Source organism: Streptomyces cadmiisoli (assembly GCF_003261055.1).
In the GTDB taxonomy this organism is placed as follows: Bacteria; Actinomycetota; Actinomycetes; order Streptomycetales; family Streptomycetaceae; genus Streptomyces; species Streptomyces cadmiisoli.
Window position 1 is genome coordinate 7,979,302 of record NZ_CP030073.1, and the last position, 17,246, is coordinate 7,996,547.

Below are 17,246 nucleotides of genomic sequence, written 5' to 3' on the forward strand. Positions count from 1 at the left end.
GGCAACGCTAGGGGCCGCGGCGGAGCGGAGCGCCCGACGCGGTCGCGACGGTCGTGTGGTTCACCCTGCGGTGGCGGCCGGATCGTGCGAATGGCCCTCACCCGGCCCCGGCCCGCCGGTCGAGGCGTGCCGCGGGCGCGGTACCCGAGTGACAAGCTCCCGCCCCACGTGTCCCGAAGGGCCATCACCCCACCGACCTGTGGCCGGTCGGGTGACTTGTGCGGAGCGGAACGTCCCGTCGCCCCGATGCCCGTGCCACCGGCCTGTTCCATGGAGCCCCCCACGACGGGAGCGAGGGAGCATGGCAGCACGCACCGCCGACCCAGGGCCGCCCACCGAGCTGAAGGCCGGCGCGATCGGATTCGTCGACGCGCTCGTCATCGGACTGAACGCCACCTCCCCGGCGTACTCGCTCGCCGCGGTCATCGGCCCGATCGTGGCCCTCGTGGGCATCTACGCTCCCGGCGTCATGGTCGCCTCGTTCGTACCGATGCTGCTGATCGCCTCCGCTTTCTACTACCTCAACAAGGTCGACCAGGACTGCGGTACGACCTTTTCCTGGGTGACCCGGGCGATGGGCCCCTGGGCCGGCTGGCTCGGTGGATGGGCCATCGCCATGACCGGAGTCCTGGTGGTCGGTTCGCTCGCGGACGTCGCCGTGACCTTCGCCCTGCTCGCCTTCGGCCTGGACGGCTGGGCCGGGAACGAGGCCGTACGGCAGACGCTCACCGTGCTGCTCATCCTTGTGATGACGGCGGTGTGCGTCATCGGCACCGAGCTGTCGGCCAGGGTGCAGAACGTCCTGATCGTCGCGCAGGTCGCCTGTCTGCTCGCCTTCGCCGTCGTGGCCCTGTACCGCGTTTACACCGGCACCGGCACCCCCGAATCCGTCGAACCGTCGATCACCTGGCTGAACCCCTTCGGCTTCGGCGGCGCGCCGCTGACCGCCGCCCTGCTGCTGGGCGTGTTCATCTACTGGGGGTGGGAGTCCGCCGTCAATCTCACCGAGGAGGTCGAGGACTCCGCGACGGCTCCCGGCCTGGCCGCGGTCTGGTCGACGGTCGTCCTGCTGGTGACCTATGTGTCGGTCGGGTTCGCGGTCGTGGCCTACACCGGGACCGACTTCCTCGCCCGGAACGCCGGGGAGGAGGAGTTCGTCTTCGCGCTGCTCGCCGGGGAGGCCATGGGCGGCTGGGACTGGGTGGTGCTGCTGGCGGTCTCGTCGTCGGCGCTGGCGTCGACCCAGACGACGATCATCCCCGCGTCGCGCACGGCGCTGTCCATGGCGCGCCGGCACGCGCTGCCCGCGCCGCTGGCCCACGTCCATCCCCGGTTCCGCACGCCCGACGTGAGCACCTGGTGGGTCGCCGGCATCGCCATCGCCTGGTACGTCGCCGTGAACCGGATCAGCAGCAACGCCCTGTTCGACTCGCTCACCGCGCTGTCGCTGCTGATCGCCTTCTACTACGCGCTCACGGGTGTCGCCTGCGCGGTGTACTACCGCCGCCATCTGACGGACAGCGTCCGCCGGTTCGTGCTGATCGGCCTCGGCCCGCTCGTCGGTGCCGGACTGCTGACGTGGCTGCTGGTGGAATCCGTCGCCCACATGTCCGACCCGGCCAATTCCTACAGCGGCGTCTCCTGGTTCGGGCTGGGGCCCCCGCTGGTCATCGGCCTCGGCATCCTCGCCGTGGGCGTGGTCATCATGGTCGTGTGGCGGCTGAAGGCGCCCGCCTTCTGGTCGGAGCGTCCGAGTGTCGCCGACCCCACCCTCGTCCGGGACGAGGGGCCGCGCTGACGCCCGGTGATCAGCCGCCCCGGGCCTGCTTTCCCCGTCCCGCACTCGAAGAACCGGCCGCGGCACAGCTCACGGCGCGGCCCCCGCACAACTGACCGCGCCCCCGACCGCACACCTGGCGGCACAACTGACGCTCAACGGATGGAGTCCCCCGATGCCGGTCGTCCTCGGATACGACGAGTCCTCCGGTTCGAAGTGCGCGCTGCGGGTCGCGATCGAGATGTCGGCGGCGTTCGGTGAGCCGCTCGTCCTGGTCTTCGGCGCCGCGGTTCCCGGGTCCCTGGGCGAGGAGTACCACGCCCATCGCGAGGCCGTCCTGGAAGCCGGACGGCGGGCGCTGGACGAAGCCGTGGCGGTCGCCGAGACCGCCGGCGTGCCCACGACCGTCGAGATCATCGACGACAAGCCCGCCCCTGCCCTCCTCGCCGCGGCCGAACGGCACCGGGCGAGATTCGTCGTGGTGGGCAGCTGGGGCGAGAGCCCGATGCGCGGGGCGCTGCTCGGGTCCACTCCGCACAAACTGCTCCGCCTGTCGAGCATCCCGGTGGTGTGCGTGCCGACCCGGGAATGAAGGCGCGAAGGCGCACGGATTGCAGGTCCTCCGGGCAGGCGGGACGCTGGACATGTCAGCACCGCGGTGTCCGGCGGGCGAATGCTGGGCGGTGAACCTCCCCGGCACCGGCAGCCCAGCCCTTGCGGGATCGACACGGCCCTTTCGGCTGTGCGGCGGCTGAGTGCATCTCCCCGGGAGAATTCCATGGACACCTCAACGTTGGAAGCCATGAGGGCCGTGCTGCGCGGACCGGTCACGGGGCCGCAGGACTCCGACTACGACGAGAGCCGTACGGTCTACAACGCGATGATCGACCGGCGGCCCGCCGCCATAGCCCGCTGTGCGGACGCCGCGGACGTCATGGCCGCCATCCCCTTCGTCCGCGACCAGGGACTGGAACTGGCCGTGCGCGGACAGGGGCACAGCGGTCCCGGCCTCTGCCTGGTGGACGGCGGTGTCACCATCGACCTGTCCCTGATGCGATGGGTGCGGGTCGACCCGGTCGCCAGGACCGCCCAGGTCGGCGGGGGAAGTCAGCTGGGCGACCTCGATCACGCCACCCATGCCTTCGGGCTGGCGACACCCTCGGGCATCGTCTCCATGACGGGCGTCGGCGGCCTGACGCTCGGCGGCGGCCACGGCTACCTCACGCGCAAGTACGGTCTCACGGTGGACAACCTGCTCTCGGCGGACGTCGTGCTGGCCGACGGCAGCTTCGTCACCGCGAACGAGACCGAACACCCGGACCTGTTCTGGGCCCTGCGCGGTGGCGGCGGCAACTTCGGTGTCGTGACCTCTCTGACCTATCGCCTGCACCCCGTGGACACCATCGGATTCGGCATCACCGCGTGGCCGGTCGACCGTACCCGTGAGGTGCTGACGTGGTACCGCGAGTTCCTGCCGCAGGCACCGGACGACGTCTACGGCTTCTTCACCGTCTTCAGCCTGCCGCCGGCGCCGCCGTTCCCGGAGGAACTCCACGGCATGAAGGCGTGCGGCGTCGTGTGGTGCCACACAGGCGACCTCAACCGCTTCCAGGAGGCCATCGCCCCCGCGCAGGAGCCCGGACCGCCCGCCTTCCACTTCACGACCCCGATGCCCTACCCGGCGCTCCAGACCATCTTCGACGAGCTGATCCCCGCCGGGTACCAGTGGTACTGGCGCGGCGACTTCTTCGACAGCATCCCGGACGCCGCCGTCGACGTGCACCTGAAGTACGCCGAGAATCTGCCGACTCCGCTGTCGCTCATGCACCTGTACCCGGTCGACGCCGCCGCCCACCGGGTGGGCGCCGACGACACCGCGTGGGGCTACCGCGACGCCGTCTGGTCCGGCGTCTTCGCCGGTGTCGATCCGGATCCGGCGAACGCCGGGACCATCAGGCGGTGGTGTGTCGACTACTGGGAGGAGGAGCACCCGTACTCGATGGGCGGCGGGTACGTGAACTTCCTCGGCGAGGGGGAGGAGCCGGGACGGGTCCGGGCCACGTACCGCGGCCACTACGACCGGCTCGCGCAGGTCAAGCGGACGTACGACCCGGACAACGTCTTCCGCGCCACCCAGAACATCTCCCCGGCCGCGCAGCCGGGCGCTTCCTAGGCGTTCTTCGGCGCCGCCTGCTGCACGACGTCGAAGGACCACAGCGTGGAGCCGCTCGCGGCGGGCTTCGGGCGCTCGCCGCCTTCGCCGGTACCTTCGTGGGCGGCCTTCATGGAGCCCTCCATCCACGCCTGGAAGGACTCCTCGTCGCGCCAGCGGGTGTAGACGAGGTAGCTGTCGGTGCCCTCGACGGGCCGCAGGAGTTCGAACCACTCGAATCCGTCGGAGCTCTCGACGGCGTGGGCCCGGGAGGCGAAGCGCTTCTCCAGCGTCTCGCGCTGCTCGGCGGGAACGGTCAGTACGTTGATCTTGACTACGCTCATGGTCATCATCTTGCCGCACGCCGGCCGCGGGACGGACGACGGCCGGCCTTGTTCGCGCTGCGCCGCCGTCCCGGCGGCGCGGCGCTCTCCGGCTGCTTCGCGGCGCTGTCCGTGCCGGGGTGAGTGCCTCCGCTCCATGCGGCGTCAGTAGACGGACACGCCATAGGTGTTCAGCACTTCCTGGATCGGCTGGTAGTAGGAGGTCCCGCCGGTCGTGCAGTTCCCGGAGCCGCCGGAGAGGATGCCGATGACCTTGTCGCCCGCGTAGAGCGGGCCACCGCTGTCGCCGGGCTCGGCGCAGATGTTCGTCTGGATCAGCCCGTGAACGGTCGCGCCGCTCCCGTAGTTGACGGTCACGTTCAAGGCGGTGACCACTCCGCAGCGGACACCCGTGGTGGCGCCGCGACGGCAGACGCTCTGACCGACGAAGGCGGTCCCGGCCCCGGTCACATCGACCGTGCCGACGGTGCCGGGGTGCGGCACGGCGGGGTTGGCGTACCGGACGACGCCGAAGTCGTTGCCGGGGAAGCTGCTGCCGCCGGTGGGCCCGATCACCGTGGTCATGGCGGAGCTGGTGTACCAGGTGGGCGCGCCGTCCGCGCAGTGGCCGGCCGTGACGAAGTAGTACGTCGAGCCGGCGCGTACGTTGACCCCCGCCGAGCAGCGCCGCCCGGAGGCGTGGATGCCGTCGCCGCCCGACACGAGGGTGCGCAGCCGTCCGTCGAGCCGTTCGAGGACGACGGTGCCGGGGAGACGTCCGGTGGCGTGGCGGAGCGCGGCCAGATCGGCGTCGCCGACGGTGGCGTCGACGAAGACCCGTACCGCGCCGGTGCGTCGGTCCGCGGTCCAGGCCGTCCCGGCGATCCCCAGCGACGCGACGGCGGAGGCGGCGCGGTCCGCGGCGGCGACCGAGGCCGTTCCGGACCCGGGCGTCGCGGCGGCGCCGGTGCCGGACACGGCCAGGGCGGCCATGGTGAACATGCTCAGCACAGCGGCGATCAGCCGGGAGTGCCGGACGGTCGTACGGCGTGCTCTCATCACCGATTTCCCCCGAGACGGTTGGTCCAGTGCCGCGGCACTGGGTTCGCGACGGGCACACCCGGACGGTCACCGGGCGTACCGGGCTTGCTGTTCGGTGGCGCAGGTGCCGTGCGCGGTCCCGGTGAACGGGAGCCGATCCGGCGCCCATTGTGCCGGGCCGATCCGAGCGCGAACAGGCCAAGTCCGGTCGGGCTCCGGCCTTCCGCTCCGACGCGCATACGCGCGTAGACACGGGGGCACGATCTCCTGGCACCGTCCGCACAGTCACCCCACAGGAAACAGGACTTGTCGCAGGAAGGGTTCCGAATGAAGGTCGTCAACGTTGTGAAGGGCATGAGAATCAGGTCGATCCTGACCGCTCTCGCGCTGGTGATCGCGCCCGGCTTCGTCGTGGTCGGCGGCGCGGGTGAGGCGTTCGCCGCCACCAAGATCAGTCACGCCACCGCCACCTCGATGTTCCGGGACGCCGGCATCACCTGGTCGTCCTCCGGCGGTTGCTCCAACCGCAACAACCCCACGTGTACGTCCTTCGAGCAGCTCAACCTGGCCAGCGCCCAGGGTGCGCAGACCCTGAAGCGGGCCAGCGGATGCGCGCTCAACATCACCGGCGGCACCGAGACCGGACACGCCTCGGGCACGTACTCCCACTGGAACGGCTACAAGCTCGACTACAGCAAGATCGCGTGCGTCGGGAACTACATCAAGAACAACTTCACGTACATCGGTGTGCGCGGTGACGGCGCCCCGCAGTGGCGGTCCGGTTCCGGCAACATCTACGCGGACGAGGGCAACCACTGGGACGTCACGTACTACAACTGCGGCGGCTGCTGAGCCGCGGGACGCGTACGCGGCCCGGCCGTCCGGGATCGTGCTGCTTCCGTGCCCGCCGCGTCATGAGGACCGGGCGTGGCACCGCCTCGACGCGCCGTGATGCTCCGTTCGAGTGGTGCCCGCCTGGAGTCGGTCGTAGCGTCGAGACAGGTACGACCGCTCATGAGCGGACGGCGAAGCCGTCCGGTGTCCGTGTGTCGCCGTGGCCCCCGTCTCGGCCGGCGCACGGACAGCGGATGCGGACACGAACGGCCGGGAGCGGATATGCGGCAATTCACGATCAGCAAGGTGGTCACGTTCTGCGCCGCCGCCACTCTCGTGGCGGCCATGGGGACGGCTTCCGCCGCCCCTTCGGGCACGCCCTCCGCGGCGTCGGCCCCGGCGAAGTGGACCCACGCCCCTGTGCTCGTCGACTGCTTCTGGAAGTCCCAGGTGCGCCCCGAGGACTTCATTCTGGCCTGCGGTGACGGCAACAGCCGTCTCACGAAGCTCGATTGGTCGCACTGGAACCGCCGCTCGGCGGTGGCCAGGGGCCTCAACGCGGTGAACGACTGTCTGCCGTACTGTGCGGCGGGCCGGTTCCACTCCTATGCCGTCAAGGTCCGGCTCGACCGTCCCGAAGCGTGGGAGCGGCACCCTGACTTGAAGCACTACACGCGGATCACGCTCACCTATCCCCATGACAGGCCCGAGCGGGTGCCCCGTACGGTGACGTACTCGCTCTGGAACTGACAGGCCGTCAGAACCCTTCAGGGGTCACCGGGCGGCCCGCGCCTCGGGGCGCACGGTGAGTGTGCGGTCGGGGCGCAGCTCCACGCGAACGCCCGCGCTGATCCGGTCGAGCGTCGTCCGCAGCCACACCCGGTCCCGGTCGGCCGCGGGTTCCAGCCGCATCCGCCGGACCCCCAGCGGCACCATGCGCAGGCCGGTCAGGCGTCCGGTGCCCGCCTCGACCGTCACGAGGTAGGCGAGGCGGAGGTCGTCGCGGTACTTCTCGTACCCGGAGATGCCCTCGTAGTCGTCGATGAAGTCGCCGCAGCCGTGCAGGATCAACCGGTCCCGGTACACCTCCAGGGGGCGCGGGTGGTGCGAGGAATGGCCGTGGACGATGTCCGCACCGCCGTCCACCAGGGCGTGCGCGAACCGGATCTGGTCCCGGGGCACGCCATAGCCCCAGTTGGAGCCCCAGTGCACCGAGACGACCGTGACGTCCCCGGGTCGACCGGCCGACCTCATGCGGCGGGCCACGGCACCGGCCGCTTCCGGCGAGAGGTCGGGCAGACGGGCGACGCCGGGCCGGTCCGCCGTGGCCGCCCAGTCGGACGGGATCCCGCTGGACGCCGCTCCGAGGGCGAACACCAGCACGCGGCCGGCCGGGTCCAGGGGGACCACCGCGGGTGCGAAGGCCTCGGTGGCGTCGCGCCCCGCGCCCGCCGTGCGCAGGCCGGCGCGGGCCAGCGTCGACAGGGTCTCGGCCAGACCGGGGCGGCCGAAATCCAGTACGTGGTTGTTGGCCAGGACGCAGACGTCGGGCCGGGCCGCCGTCAGGGCGGTGACGTTGTCCGGGTGCATCCGGTAGTGGACCGCCTTGCCCGGGGCGAACCCGGCGCAGCGGGTGACCGAGGTCTCCAGGTTGATGATCCGGACGTCCGGTGCGGCGTCGGCGAGCACCCGAAGCGCCTCGCCCCAGGGCCAGGACGCGTCGACCGGCGCGGGGACAGGGCCGTTGACGGCCTCGGCCAGCGCCACGTAGGAGCGGGCGTCGGCGACGTGGTCCTCCCGCAGCGCCGGGTCACCGGGGTGGGGGAGGATCTGGTCGACGCCGCGCCCGAGCATCACGTCACCGCACAGGAACAGCGTCACCGCGCGGTCGGCCATGTCTCCACCGTAAGGCGGCCGCGTCACGGTTCCTGGCGCGATCCCGGTCCGTCGGCGTGACAGCCGGCCGCCGCGGCGGGTACCCGGTGCTGAGTGGCGAGGGCGCATCGGCCACGGGGCCGGCAGCCCTGAGGAAGAAGATGATGTCGATGATCTCCCGGGTGGTCTCGGTGCCCGCCGACGGCGCGTCGCTCGTGGGTGACCTCGTCGTCCCGGAGCCGGCGCGCGGAGTGGTGCTGTTCGCGCACGGCAGCGGCAGCTCGCGGCACAGCCCGCGCAACCGCATGGTCGCCGCCGAGCTGCACACCGCCGCACTGGCGACCTTGCTGATGGACCTGCTCACCGAGCGGGAGGACCGGTACGACGCGCGGACGGCCGAGTACCGGTTCGACATTCCGCTGCTGGGCCAGCGGCTGGTGGCCGCGATCGACTGGCTGGAGCGGCAACCGCAGGTCGGCGAGCTTCCGCTCGCCCTCTTCGGTGCCAGCACCGGCGCGGCGGCGGCGCTGGTGGCCGCCGCCGCACGACCGCACCGGGTACTGACCGTGGTCTCGCGCGGCGGGCGGCCCGATCTGGCCGGCGACGCCCTGGACGCGGTGCGGGCGCCGGTGCTGCTGATCGTCGGCGGCGACGACCGGCAGGTGCTGCGGCTCAACGAGGAGGCGGCCCGGCGCCTGCCGGCCCCGCACACGCTCCATGTGGTGCCCGGGGCCACCCACCTCTTCGAGGAACCGGGCGCGCTGGAGGAGGCCGCCGCCGTCGCACGGCAATGGTGCGCGCAGCGCGTGCGGGCCGCCCGCGAGGCCGCCCAGCGGCGTTGACCGACGCCGGACCGGCCCGCCGTGCGAGGTGCCCGGCGTGTCCGCGCCGCCCGAGACACGTGCTGCCACCCGGTGCGCCGCTCCCGGGCGCCTTGCCCGTGGCCGACGCCGGGCGCACCCTGGTCCTATGGGTGCTCCTGACGGCCCCACGCTCATCACGTCCGTACAGCGCGCGTTCCGCTTGCTGGAGGCGGCGAGCGCACACGAGAACGGCGCGCCGGCGAAGCAACTGGCCAGGGAGACCGGGCTCCCCCTGGCGACCGCCTACCACCTGCTGCGGACGCTGGTGCACGACGGCTACGTACGGAAGCTGGACGACGGCGGGTTCGTGCTGGGCGACAAGTTGCAGGCACTGCGGTCCTCGGGCCGCGGACAGGCGCTGCTCAGCCGCATCCGTCCCGCGCTGGCCGCGCTGCGGGACGAGCTGGCGACCGCCACCTACCTCACGTTCTACGAGGAGGGCGAGATCCGGGTCGCCGAGATCGTCGACGGGCCGCGGGCGCCCCGGGTCGACCTCTGGGTCGGCTTCGAGGACGCGGGGCACGCCACCGCGCTGGGCAAGTGCGTGCTGCGGGAACTGGACGACGAGGCGCGTCGGGAGTACCTCTCCCGGCACGCCCTCGCCGACCTCACACCGCGCACCATCACCAACGGGCCGGAGCTGCTGCGCCGGCTCGACACCTCGCCGGTGGCCCCGGCGGTCACGGACCTGGAGGAGTACGCCCTGGGTACGGTGTGCGTCGCCGTGCCCGTGTACAGCGGCGACACCCTCGGCTCGCTCGGTGTCTCCATGCCGGCCGACCGGCTGTCCCGCCTGGAGGAGGTCCGGGCCCGGCTGCTCCCGACGGCGAGTCGGGTGACCCGGAGCCTTTCGCTCACTATCTGAAAATCACGTCCTTGTGGCATCCGCACCGAACCAGTTTCCTGGATGAAACGGACAAGTCGGGAGAATCGCTCCTCCCGCGAGCACAGGTGAGGACTGCGGACACACATGACTCAGGCCCGAGCCCATGGTGGCGGACCCCGGCCGACGAGGACCTTCAACCGCCGACCGGCCTGTCTCCGAGACGCTTTCCGTGGGCGCGTGGCCGGCCGGCTGGGAGTGGGCGCCCCCGCACTGCCCGTGCTGATCGTCTCGGTCATCGTGTCCGTCGCCTTCTTCGGCGGCGCCGGAATGATCTGGTTGCCGCTGCTCGTGGCCGGACCCGCGCTGGCCGCCAGCACCAACGGACCGCACGGGGTCCTGTGCGTGGGTCTGTTCGCCACGGCGCTGGGCACCGCGCTCGGGCTCCGCGACGACGTGCCGAGCAGCGAACTGGCCGCCGTCCTGTCCGCCCTGGTGGCCGTCACCCTGGCGAGCGCCCTGGCCAGCGCGCTGCGCGGCCGTCGTGAGCGGGTGCTCGCGGCCGTCCGCTCGGTGGCGGAGGCCGCTCAGCACGCACTGCTGAAGCCGGTGCCGGACACCGTCGGGCCGTTCCGGGTGGCCGTCCGCTACAGCGCCGCGGCGGCGGAGGCCCGCATCGGCGGCGACCTGTACGCGCTGATCCCGACCCCCTTCGGCGTCAGGATGATCGTCGGGGACGTACGGGGCAAGGGACTGCCCGCCGTGGGGACCGCCGCCCTCGTGCTCGGTGTGTTCCGCGAGGCCGCCTACGACGAGCCCGACCTGCTCGCCGTCGTCGACCGGATCGAGCGGAGCCTGGCCCGCAACCTCGGTCACGACGACTTCGTGACCGCCGTGGTCGCCGGATACCGGGGGACGGGGCAGGTCGAAGTGGTCAACTGCGGACACGCGCCGCCGCTGCTGGTCCGCGGGTGCGGCAGCGTGCTGGCGGTGGAGCCCACCCTCCCGGCGCCGCCCCTCGGACTGCGCGCCCTCTCCGGCGAGGCCCCCGGCCTTCAGGTGCTGCCCTTCGCCGACGGGGACCAGCTGCTGCTCTACACCGACGGCGTCACCGAGGCGCGCAACCAGAGCCGGGAGTTCTACCCGCTCGCCGAAGGGCTTGCCCGGCATGTGTGCGAGGAGCCGGCCCGCACACTCACCGCACTGCACGACGAACTGCTGACGCACGTGGGCGGCCGGCTGCACGACGACGCGGCACTGCTCCTGCTGCGCAAACCGGGCCTGTCGGAGGGCGGTGAAGGGGCGCACGCGGGGTTGTCCGGCGCGGCCCTCAGCTAGTGCCGCGTCAGGCAACGTTCGCCCCGTCGCGACCGGTCCCACGCACCCGCGTCCGTCACATCGCGACGAGTTCCGCCCACCAGGTGACCCCGGCGGGGTGGACACGTATGCCGTGCCGGGTCGCCAGTGCCTTCACGATCTCCATCCCGCGGCCGTGCTCGTCCGGGTCGATCCCCTCCGGGCTCTGCCCCGGCGCGAGCCTGGGGCCGGCGTCGGTGACCTCGCAGCGAAGCGTGCCGCGGCCGTCGCTCCCGGCCCAGGACAGCCGCAGCTCCGCCGGGGGCAGGGCGTGCACGATCGCGTTGGTGAGCAGCTCCGACACCACCAGCAGGGCGTCCTCGAAGATCTTGGGGCAGACCCTCCACTCGTCCAGAACCGCCCTCACGCGTCGGCGCACCACGGAGACCGCCCCCGGAGCGTGCGGCAGCGGGCAGACGTCTTCCAGCGCCGCCAGGGGTTTCCTGTGGAGTGGTAGCGGCTGACTGTTGAGCTGTAGCGCCATCTGCTCTCCTCCGCTGTGCGCTGTGGGCCGGACGCCGGACCGCAGCGTGCAGGGCTGGGCCTCATGGCACGCTAGAGAGTGTGGCGTGAAGGGTCAACGAACATCGGTCGGCATTACCGAACGAGGCGGTCCTCGCCCCACCGGCCCGGCGGCCCGCCCGTACGGCGGACGCGCTCTCACCCGGCTAGGCTCGATTCATGGCCGGCCCAGTTCAGTCGATCGAACGGGCGGCGGCGATTCTGCGTCTGCTCGCCGGAGGGCCCCGCCGACTCGGACTCGGCGAGGTGGCCTCATCGCTCGGGCTGGCGAAGGGAACCGCCCACGGCATCCTGCGCACACTACAGCACGTGGATTTCGTGGAGCAGGACGAGGCGACCGGAAAGTACCAGCTCGGCGCCGCCCTGCTGCACCTCGGCACCAGCTACCTCGACGTCAACGAGCTGCGGTCGCGGTCGATCAACTGGGCCGACGCCCTGGCCGCGCGCAGCGGCGAAGCGGTCCGTCTCGGCACGTACCTGGAGGGCAGGGTCCTGATCGTGCACCACGTGTTCCGGCCGGACGACACACTCCAGACCCTGGACGTGGGCACGCTCCTGCCGCTGCACGCCTCCTCCCTCGGCAAGGTGCTGCTGGCCTACCGCGCCGCACCCCTGGACGCGGCCCTGGAGGCGGGTCTGGACGCCTACACCCGGCACACCCTGGTGACCCCGGAACAGCTCGCGCGGGCCCTCGCCGGGGTCCAGGAGCAGGGCTGGGCCGCCGAGGTCCAGGAAATGAGCATGGGCGGGGCCGGTATCGCCGCTCCCATCCGGGGTCATGGCGGCCTGGTGGTCGGGGCCGTCGGACTCTCCGGTCCGGTGGAGCGGATCTGCGACAGCCAGGACCGCCCCCGGTCGACTCTGGTGACCCTGCTCCGGGACGCCGCACGGGCGATCTCCAGAGACCTGGGTGCCACTCGCTGGTGATCCCACCGTCTCCGCGCCACCTCGGAAGGGAGCTCTGATCATGGTTGAGCGGTATGTGTTGTCCATAGATCAGGGCACCAACTCCACCCGCTGCATCCTGTTCGACCACCACGGGCGGCTCGTCTCGGTCGCCCAGCGGGAGCACCAGCAGCACTTCCCGCGGCCCGGCTGGGTCGAGCACGACGCCGTCGAGATCTGGCGCAATCTTCAGCGCGTCGTGCCCGAGGCCCTGTCCACCGCGGGCGTCGCGGCCGAGGAGGTCGCCGCCATCGGCGTCGCCAACCAGCGCGAGACGACGGTCCTGTGGGACCGGCGCACCGGCGCACCCCTGCGGCGGGCGATCGTCTGGCAGGACACCCGCACGGCATCGCTCGTCGACGGCCTCCGGCAGCAGCCCGGGGACGAGTTCTTCCTGGAGCGCTGCGGCCTGGCGCCCTCGACCTACTTCTCGGCGCTGCGCATCCGCTGGATGTTCGACGAGGTCGACGGGCTCAAGGAGCGTGCGGACGCCGGCGAGGTGCTGTTCGGCACGATGGAGAGCTGGCTGATCTGGAACCTCACCGGGGGCACGGAAGGCGGCCTGCACATCACCGACCCCACCAATGCCAGCCGCACCATGCTGATGAACATCCGCACGCTCGCCTGGGACGAGGAACTGCTGGCGTTCTTCGGCGTCCCCCGCGCCATGCTGCCCGGTATCCGGTCCTCCGCCGAGCACTACGGCGACGCCCGCTCCGTCCTGCCGGGCATCGGCATCACGGCCGCGCTCGGCGACCAGCAGGCCGCCCTGTTCGGGCAGACCTGCTTCTCCCCGGGCGAAGCCAAGTGCACCTACGGCACGGGCAGCTTCCTGCTGCTCAACACCGGCACCGACCTCGTGCGGTCCCGGCACGGGCTCCTGTCCACCGTCGCCTACAAGATCGGGGACCAGCCCCAGGCCTACGCCCTGGAAGGGTCGATAGCCGTCACCGGATCACTGGTCCAGTGGTTTCGCGACCGGCTGGGGCTGATCAGCAGCGCGGCGGAGATCGAGACGCTCGCGCGGACGGTGGAGGACAACGGCGGCTGCTACATCGTCCCCGCGTTCTCGGGCCTGTTCGCCCCCCGCTGGCGCAGCGACGCGCGCGGCGTCATCGTCGGCCTGACCTCGTACATCACCAGGGGGCACCTGGCCCGGGCCGTCCTGGAGGCCACCGGCTGGCAGACCCGCGAGGTCGTCGACGCGATGAACGCCGACTCCTCGGTGGCGCTGCGGGAGCTGAAGGTCGACGGCGGCATGACCGCGGACAACCTGCTCATGCAGTTCGTGGCCGACGTCCTCGACGTGCCCGTGGTGCGGCCCCTGGTCGCCGAGACCGTCTCCCTCGGCGCGGCCTACGCCGCCGGGCTCGCGGCGGGCTTCTGGCCCGACCTGGAAGTGCTGCGCCGCAACTGGCACCGCGCCGCCCAGTGGCTGCCGGACATGGATCCCGAGGACCGGGAGCTGGAGTACGAGAACTGGCAGCGAGCCGTGGAGCGGTCGCTCGGGTGGGTCAGACCCCCGAGGCCCACCTGAAGAGGCCCACCTGAAGGTCCGCGCCGCGGCCGTACGCGAGGGCGCGCACGCGAAGGGGTCCGGGCAACCGATGTGCCCGGACCCCGGTGTTCACGTCACCCGGCGCGCCGACCGTGCGGCGGCCGGGGACATCTCATGCGGCGAGCGCGTGGCCAGGGTGCAGTACGACCTTGGTGTAGCCCTCGATCCGCTTGTCGAACTTCTGGTACGCCCCGGGTGCCTGGTCCAGCGGCAGCTCGTGGGAGACCACGAAACTGGGCTTGGCCCGCCCGGCGATGATCAGGTCGCGGAGCTGGCGGTTGTACCGCTTGACGTTGCACTGGCCGGTGCCCATCTGCTGGCCCTTCTCGAACATCCTCCCGATGGAGACCAGCAGTTGGCCGTGCTTGGCGTGCTCGTCGGGGCCGCCCGGGTCGGAGGGCACGTACAGGCCCGGTACACCGAGCTTTCCGGTCGGCCGGACCGTTTCGACGAGCGTGTTGAGGACGACCGCGGGTTCCTCGTGGCTCGCGTCGTGGGCCTGGGCCTGGTAGCCGACGGCGTCCACTCCCTTGTCGGTTCCCTCGCCTCCGGTCTGTTCCTTGATCTGCTCGGCCGGGTCGCCCTGGGTGAAGTCGATCGGGATGGCCCCGATCTCCGCCGCCTTGGCGAGTCGCTCGGGCACGCGGTCGACGGAGAACACCTTCGACGCGCCGCGCAGCAGGGCCGAGTAGGCCGCCATCAGTCCCACCGGACCGGCGCCGAAGACCGCCACGCTCTCGCCGGGGGAGACCTCGGCGAGTTCGCAGCCGTGATAGCCGGTCGGGAAGATGTCGGCGAGCAGGACGAAATCGGTCTCGAACTGCTCTCCCGGCGGCAGCTTCAGACAGTTGAAGTCGGCGAAGGGCACCCGCAGCCGTTCGGCCTGGCCGCCGGTGTACGGCCCCATCGCCACGTATCCGTAGGCCCCGCCGGCGAATCCCGGGTTGACCGTCAGACAGAACGCGGTCTTCATCGCGAGGCAGTTCTTGCAGAATCCGCAGGCCACGTTGAAGGGCATCACCACGCGGTCACCCTCGGACAGGGAGGTCACGCCGGGGCCGACCTCCTCGATGATGCCGAGGTTCTCGTGCCCGAAGACGATGCCCGCCTGGGCGGCGGTGCGTCCCTCGTACATGTGCAGGTCGGATCCGCAGATCGCGCTGGACGTGATCCGTACGATCACGTCGTTCGGGTGCTGGATCTGGGGATCGTCGACGTCCCGAATGGTCACGTTGAAAGGCTTCTCGTAGACGACGGCTTTCACCTTGTCACCTCCGCGTCGGACGCTGGATGACGGCGGCGACGGCGGGCCGCGACTCGGGGGAACGCACACGAAGGGAACGCCCCGGCCCTGCGGGCGGGCGCATGACAAGGCGTGATCGCCGGCCCGAGCCGGTCGCGTTCCGTGGCCCCCGGGCCCTCTCGCTTCACCACCGGACCCTTCCAGGTAACGCCCGTACGGGGCGGGCCGCAACCCACGTCGGGGGCGGGAGCGCCGCCGTGGCGCGCCCGTGACGGCGTGGCGTCCGCGGCCACGTCGACGTGTCCCGCCCTGTGCCGCCCGTGGAGGTCAGGCGTGCGGTGTGGCCCGCGGGAGGCAGCGGAACGCCAGGGCGGCGGCCGTCAGGTACGCGGCCGCTCCGACGGCCATGCTGGTCCGCAGTCCGGTGCCGAAATCGGCCGAGGCGGCCAGCAGGGAGCCGCCGAGCGCGACACCGCAGGCGCTGCCCACCTGTCGGGTGGTGTTGAACAGGGCCGAGGCGGTGCCGGAGTACTTGTCCGGGGCCGCTGACATGACCGTGGTGGTCGTCCCGGTCAGGGCGAACGATGTGCCGAAGCCCGCGGCCATCATCGGCGCCACGAGCAGCGGGTAGGCCGGGTCCGGACCCGCGGCGGCCCAGCCCGCCAGCCCGGCCGCCCCCAGCAGCATGCCCGTGATCACCAGCGGGCGGTGCCCGGTGCGCCGAGCCAGCCGCCCGGACAGGACCGAGGCGAACATCGTCATGGCGACCGCGGGGAAGAGCGCGATCCCGGTCAGCAGCGCGGACAGATGGCGCTGATGCTGGAAGTAGAGGCTCGCGGTGAAGACCATGCCGTAGAAGGCGAAGTTGAACAGCAGGCCGATGACCGCTCCGGCGCTCATCGGTCGGGAGCGCAGCAGTTGCAGGGGCAGCACGGGGGCCCGGGCCAGGCGCTCGCGCAGTACGAACGCCCCTGCGGAGAGCAGGCACAGGCCCGCCCCGGTGAGGATCAGCGGATCGGTCCAGCCCAGCCGTCCGGCCTCGTTGAGGACGGCGGTCAGCAGCGCCACCGTGGCGACGAGCGCGCACTGGGCGGGCCAGTCCACGGGCCGGTCCGGGCGCCGGGCGGAAGCGGGCACCAGACGCAGCGTCAGCAACAGGCAGACGCAGCCGACGGGCAGGTTGACGAAGAACACCCAGCGCCAGCCCACCGTGGTCACCAGCAGGCCGCCCACCAGCGGCCCGGCGGAGGCGGCGATGCCCGCCATGGAGCCCCACAGGCCGAACGCCTTGGCGCGCTCCGCGGCCGAGGGGTACGCCTGCTGGAGCAGGGCGAGGGAGCCGGGGACGATCAGTGCCGCCCCGAGGCCCTCCAGAAGCCGGGCGGCGACCAGCATCTCCGTGCTCCGGGCCAGTCCGCAGCCGGCCGAGGCCACCGTGAAGACCACCACGCCGGTGCAGAAGATCCGGCGGTTGCCCAGCCGGTCGCCCAGCGCGCCGCCGGTCAGCAGGAAACCGGCGAAGACCAGGGTGTAGCCGTTGGTGATCCACTGGATACCGGTGAGCGATGCCGACAGCTCCCGGCCCACCACCGGCACGGCGACATTGATCACGGTCACGTCCAGGATGACCATGAAGTAGCCGGCGCAGACCGCGAGGAGCGGTGCGAGCCGGCGACCCGGGGCCGCCGGCGCGTCGGCGCCGTGGGACCGGTCCGTGCCGTCCGTGCTGTCGGCTCCGTTCGAGCCGCCCGGCGCATCGGGCCCATGGTGCCGGTCGTGCCGGTCGGGCCGATCCGGGCCGTCGGACCCTGTGGCCCCCGGGCCGTCGGCGCACATCATGGCCATACGGTATGCCCGGCTTGTGCGCATTCCATGGCTTGGGCGGTCCAGTGGCGTGCCGATGCGTTATTCGCATGGCCCATGAGAATCACATG

At 71.7% G+C, this 17,246-nt stretch carries 16 protein-coding genes; 10 read left to right on the top strand and 6 right to left on the bottom strand.

Going from position 1 to position 17,246, the window contains the following annotated elements:
* The first annotated feature begins 301 nt into the window (after positions 1-301).
* The 3 genes from DN051_RS35200 (at position 302) to DN051_RS35210 (ending at position 3,950) form a co-directional block, all read left to right on the top strand.
* Positions 302-1,798 carry an APC family permease gene (locus DN051_RS35200; RefSeq protein ID WP_053757915.1) on the top strand — a complete coding sequence of 499 codons (1,497 nt, stop codon included), beginning with the start codon at positions 302-304 and terminating at the stop codon, positions 1,796-1,798.
* Between the two features lie 154 nt (positions 1,799-1,952).
* Complete coding sequence (locus DN051_RS35205) at positions 1,953-2,369, top strand: universal stress protein (RefSeq protein WP_112440673.1); 417 nt, start codon at positions 1,953-1,955, stop codon at positions 2,367-2,369.
* Positions 2,370-2,555: 186 nt separating this feature from the next.
* Complete coding sequence (locus DN051_RS35210; RefSeq protein WP_053757917.1) at positions 2,556-3,950, top strand: FAD-binding oxidoreductase; 1,395 nt, start codon at positions 2,556-2,558, stop codon at positions 3,948-3,950.
* Here the strand turns inward: DN051_RS35210 and DN051_RS35215 are convergent.
* Together DN051_RS35215 and DN051_RS35220 are read right to left on the bottom strand one after the other, a co-directional pair.
* Positions 3,947-4,273: an antibiotic biosynthesis monooxygenase family protein gene (locus DN051_RS35215; protein WP_053757982.1), complete on the bottom strand. Its 327-nt coding sequence runs from the start codon at positions 4,271-4,273 to the stop codon at positions 3,947-3,949. The two genes, DN051_RS35210 and DN051_RS35215, sit on opposite strands and share 4 nt — an antisense overlap.
* Before the next feature lie 144 nt (positions 4,274-4,417).
* On the bottom strand, positions 4,418-5,311 hold the full coding sequence (locus tag DN051_RS35220; protein WP_053757918.1) for a S1 family peptidase: 894 nt from the start codon (positions 5,309-5,311) through the stop codon (positions 4,418-4,420).
* 336 nt (positions 5,312-5,647) lie between these two features.
* On the opposite strand from DN051_RS35220, the gene DN051_RS35225 reads away from it, so the two are divergent.
* Positions 5,648-6,145: a hypothetical protein gene (locus tag DN051_RS35225; protein ID WP_053757983.1), complete on the top strand. Its 498-nt coding sequence runs from the start codon at positions 5,648-5,650 to the stop codon at positions 6,143-6,145.
* Positions 6,146-6,409: 264 nt separating this feature from the next.
* Entirely contained in the window at positions 6,410-6,877 is a 468-nt protein-coding gene (locus DN051_RS35230; RefSeq protein ID WP_053757919.1) for a hypothetical protein, read from the top strand.
* A 24-nt stretch (positions 6,878-6,901) separates the two neighbouring features.
* On the opposite strand, the gene DN051_RS35235 is transcribed toward DN051_RS35230, so the two are convergent.
* Positions 6,902-8,023 carry a CapA family protein gene (locus DN051_RS35235; RefSeq protein WP_112440675.1) on the bottom strand — a complete coding sequence of 374 codons (1,122 nt, stop codon included), beginning with the start codon at positions 8,021-8,023 and terminating at the stop codon, positions 6,902-6,904.
* A 149-nt stretch (positions 8,024-8,172) separates the two neighbouring features.
* Here DN051_RS35235 and DN051_RS35240 point away from each other — a divergent pair, with 149 nt between their 5' ends.
* The 3 genes from DN051_RS35240 to DN051_RS35250 all read left to right on the top strand — a co-directional run bounded on the left by DN051_RS35240 (position 8,173) and on the right by DN051_RS35250 (position 11,026).
* Positions 8,173-8,844 (top strand): dienelactone hydrolase family protein, encoded by a 672-nt coding sequence (locus DN051_RS35240; protein ID WP_053757984.1) that lies wholly within the window; start codon positions 8,173-8,175, stop codon positions 8,842-8,844.
* A 127-nt stretch (positions 8,845-8,971) separates the two neighbouring features.
* Positions 8,972-9,730 (top strand): IclR family transcriptional regulator, encoded by a 759-nt coding sequence (locus tag DN051_RS35245; protein ID WP_053757921.1) that lies wholly within the window; start codon positions 8,972-8,974, stop codon positions 9,728-9,730.
* 105 nt (positions 9,731-9,835) lie between these two features.
* Positions 9,836-11,026, top strand: a complete 1,191-nt coding sequence (locus DN051_RS35250; RefSeq protein ID WP_199314751.1) for a PP2C family protein-serine/threonine phosphatase — start codon at positions 9,836-9,838, stop codon at positions 11,024-11,026.
* Between the two features lie 55 nt (positions 11,027-11,081).
* Here DN051_RS35250 and DN051_RS35255 read toward each other — a convergent pair whose 3' ends face one another.
* On the bottom strand, positions 11,082-11,528 hold the full coding sequence (locus tag DN051_RS35255; RefSeq protein WP_112440677.1) for an ATP-binding protein: 447 nt from the start codon (positions 11,526-11,528) through the stop codon (positions 11,082-11,084).
* A 197-nt stretch (positions 11,529-11,725) separates the two neighbouring features.
* Here DN051_RS35255 and DN051_RS35260 point away from each other — a divergent pair, with 197 nt between their 5' ends.
* Both DN051_RS35260 and glpK read left to right on the top strand, forming a co-directional pair.
* Positions 11,726-12,493, top strand: a complete 768-nt coding sequence (locus DN051_RS35260; RefSeq protein ID WP_053757923.1) for an IclR family transcriptional regulator — start codon at positions 11,726-11,728, stop codon at positions 12,491-12,493.
* Between the two features lie 40 nt (positions 12,494-12,533).
* Entirely contained in the window at positions 12,534-14,048 is a 1,515-nt protein-coding gene (glpK, locus tag DN051_RS35265; RefSeq protein WP_112440679.1) for a glycerol kinase GlpK, read from the top strand.
* Between the two features lie 133 nt (positions 14,049-14,181).
* Here the strand turns inward: glpK and DN051_RS35270 are convergent, their stop codons facing one another.
* Both DN051_RS35270 and DN051_RS35275 read right to left on the bottom strand, forming a co-directional pair.
* Positions 14,182-15,333 carry a glutathione-independent formaldehyde dehydrogenase gene (locus tag DN051_RS35270; RefSeq protein ID WP_112440681.1) on the bottom strand — a complete coding sequence of 384 codons (1,152 nt, stop codon included), beginning with the start codon at positions 15,331-15,333 and terminating at the stop codon, positions 14,182-14,184.
* A 306-nt stretch (positions 15,334-15,639) separates the two neighbouring features.
* Complete coding sequence (locus tag DN051_RS35275; protein WP_425471691.1) at positions 15,640-17,151, bottom strand: MFS transporter; 1,512 nt, start codon at positions 17,149-17,151, stop codon at positions 15,640-15,642.
* Between the last annotated feature and the right edge of the window lie 95 nt (positions 17,152-17,246).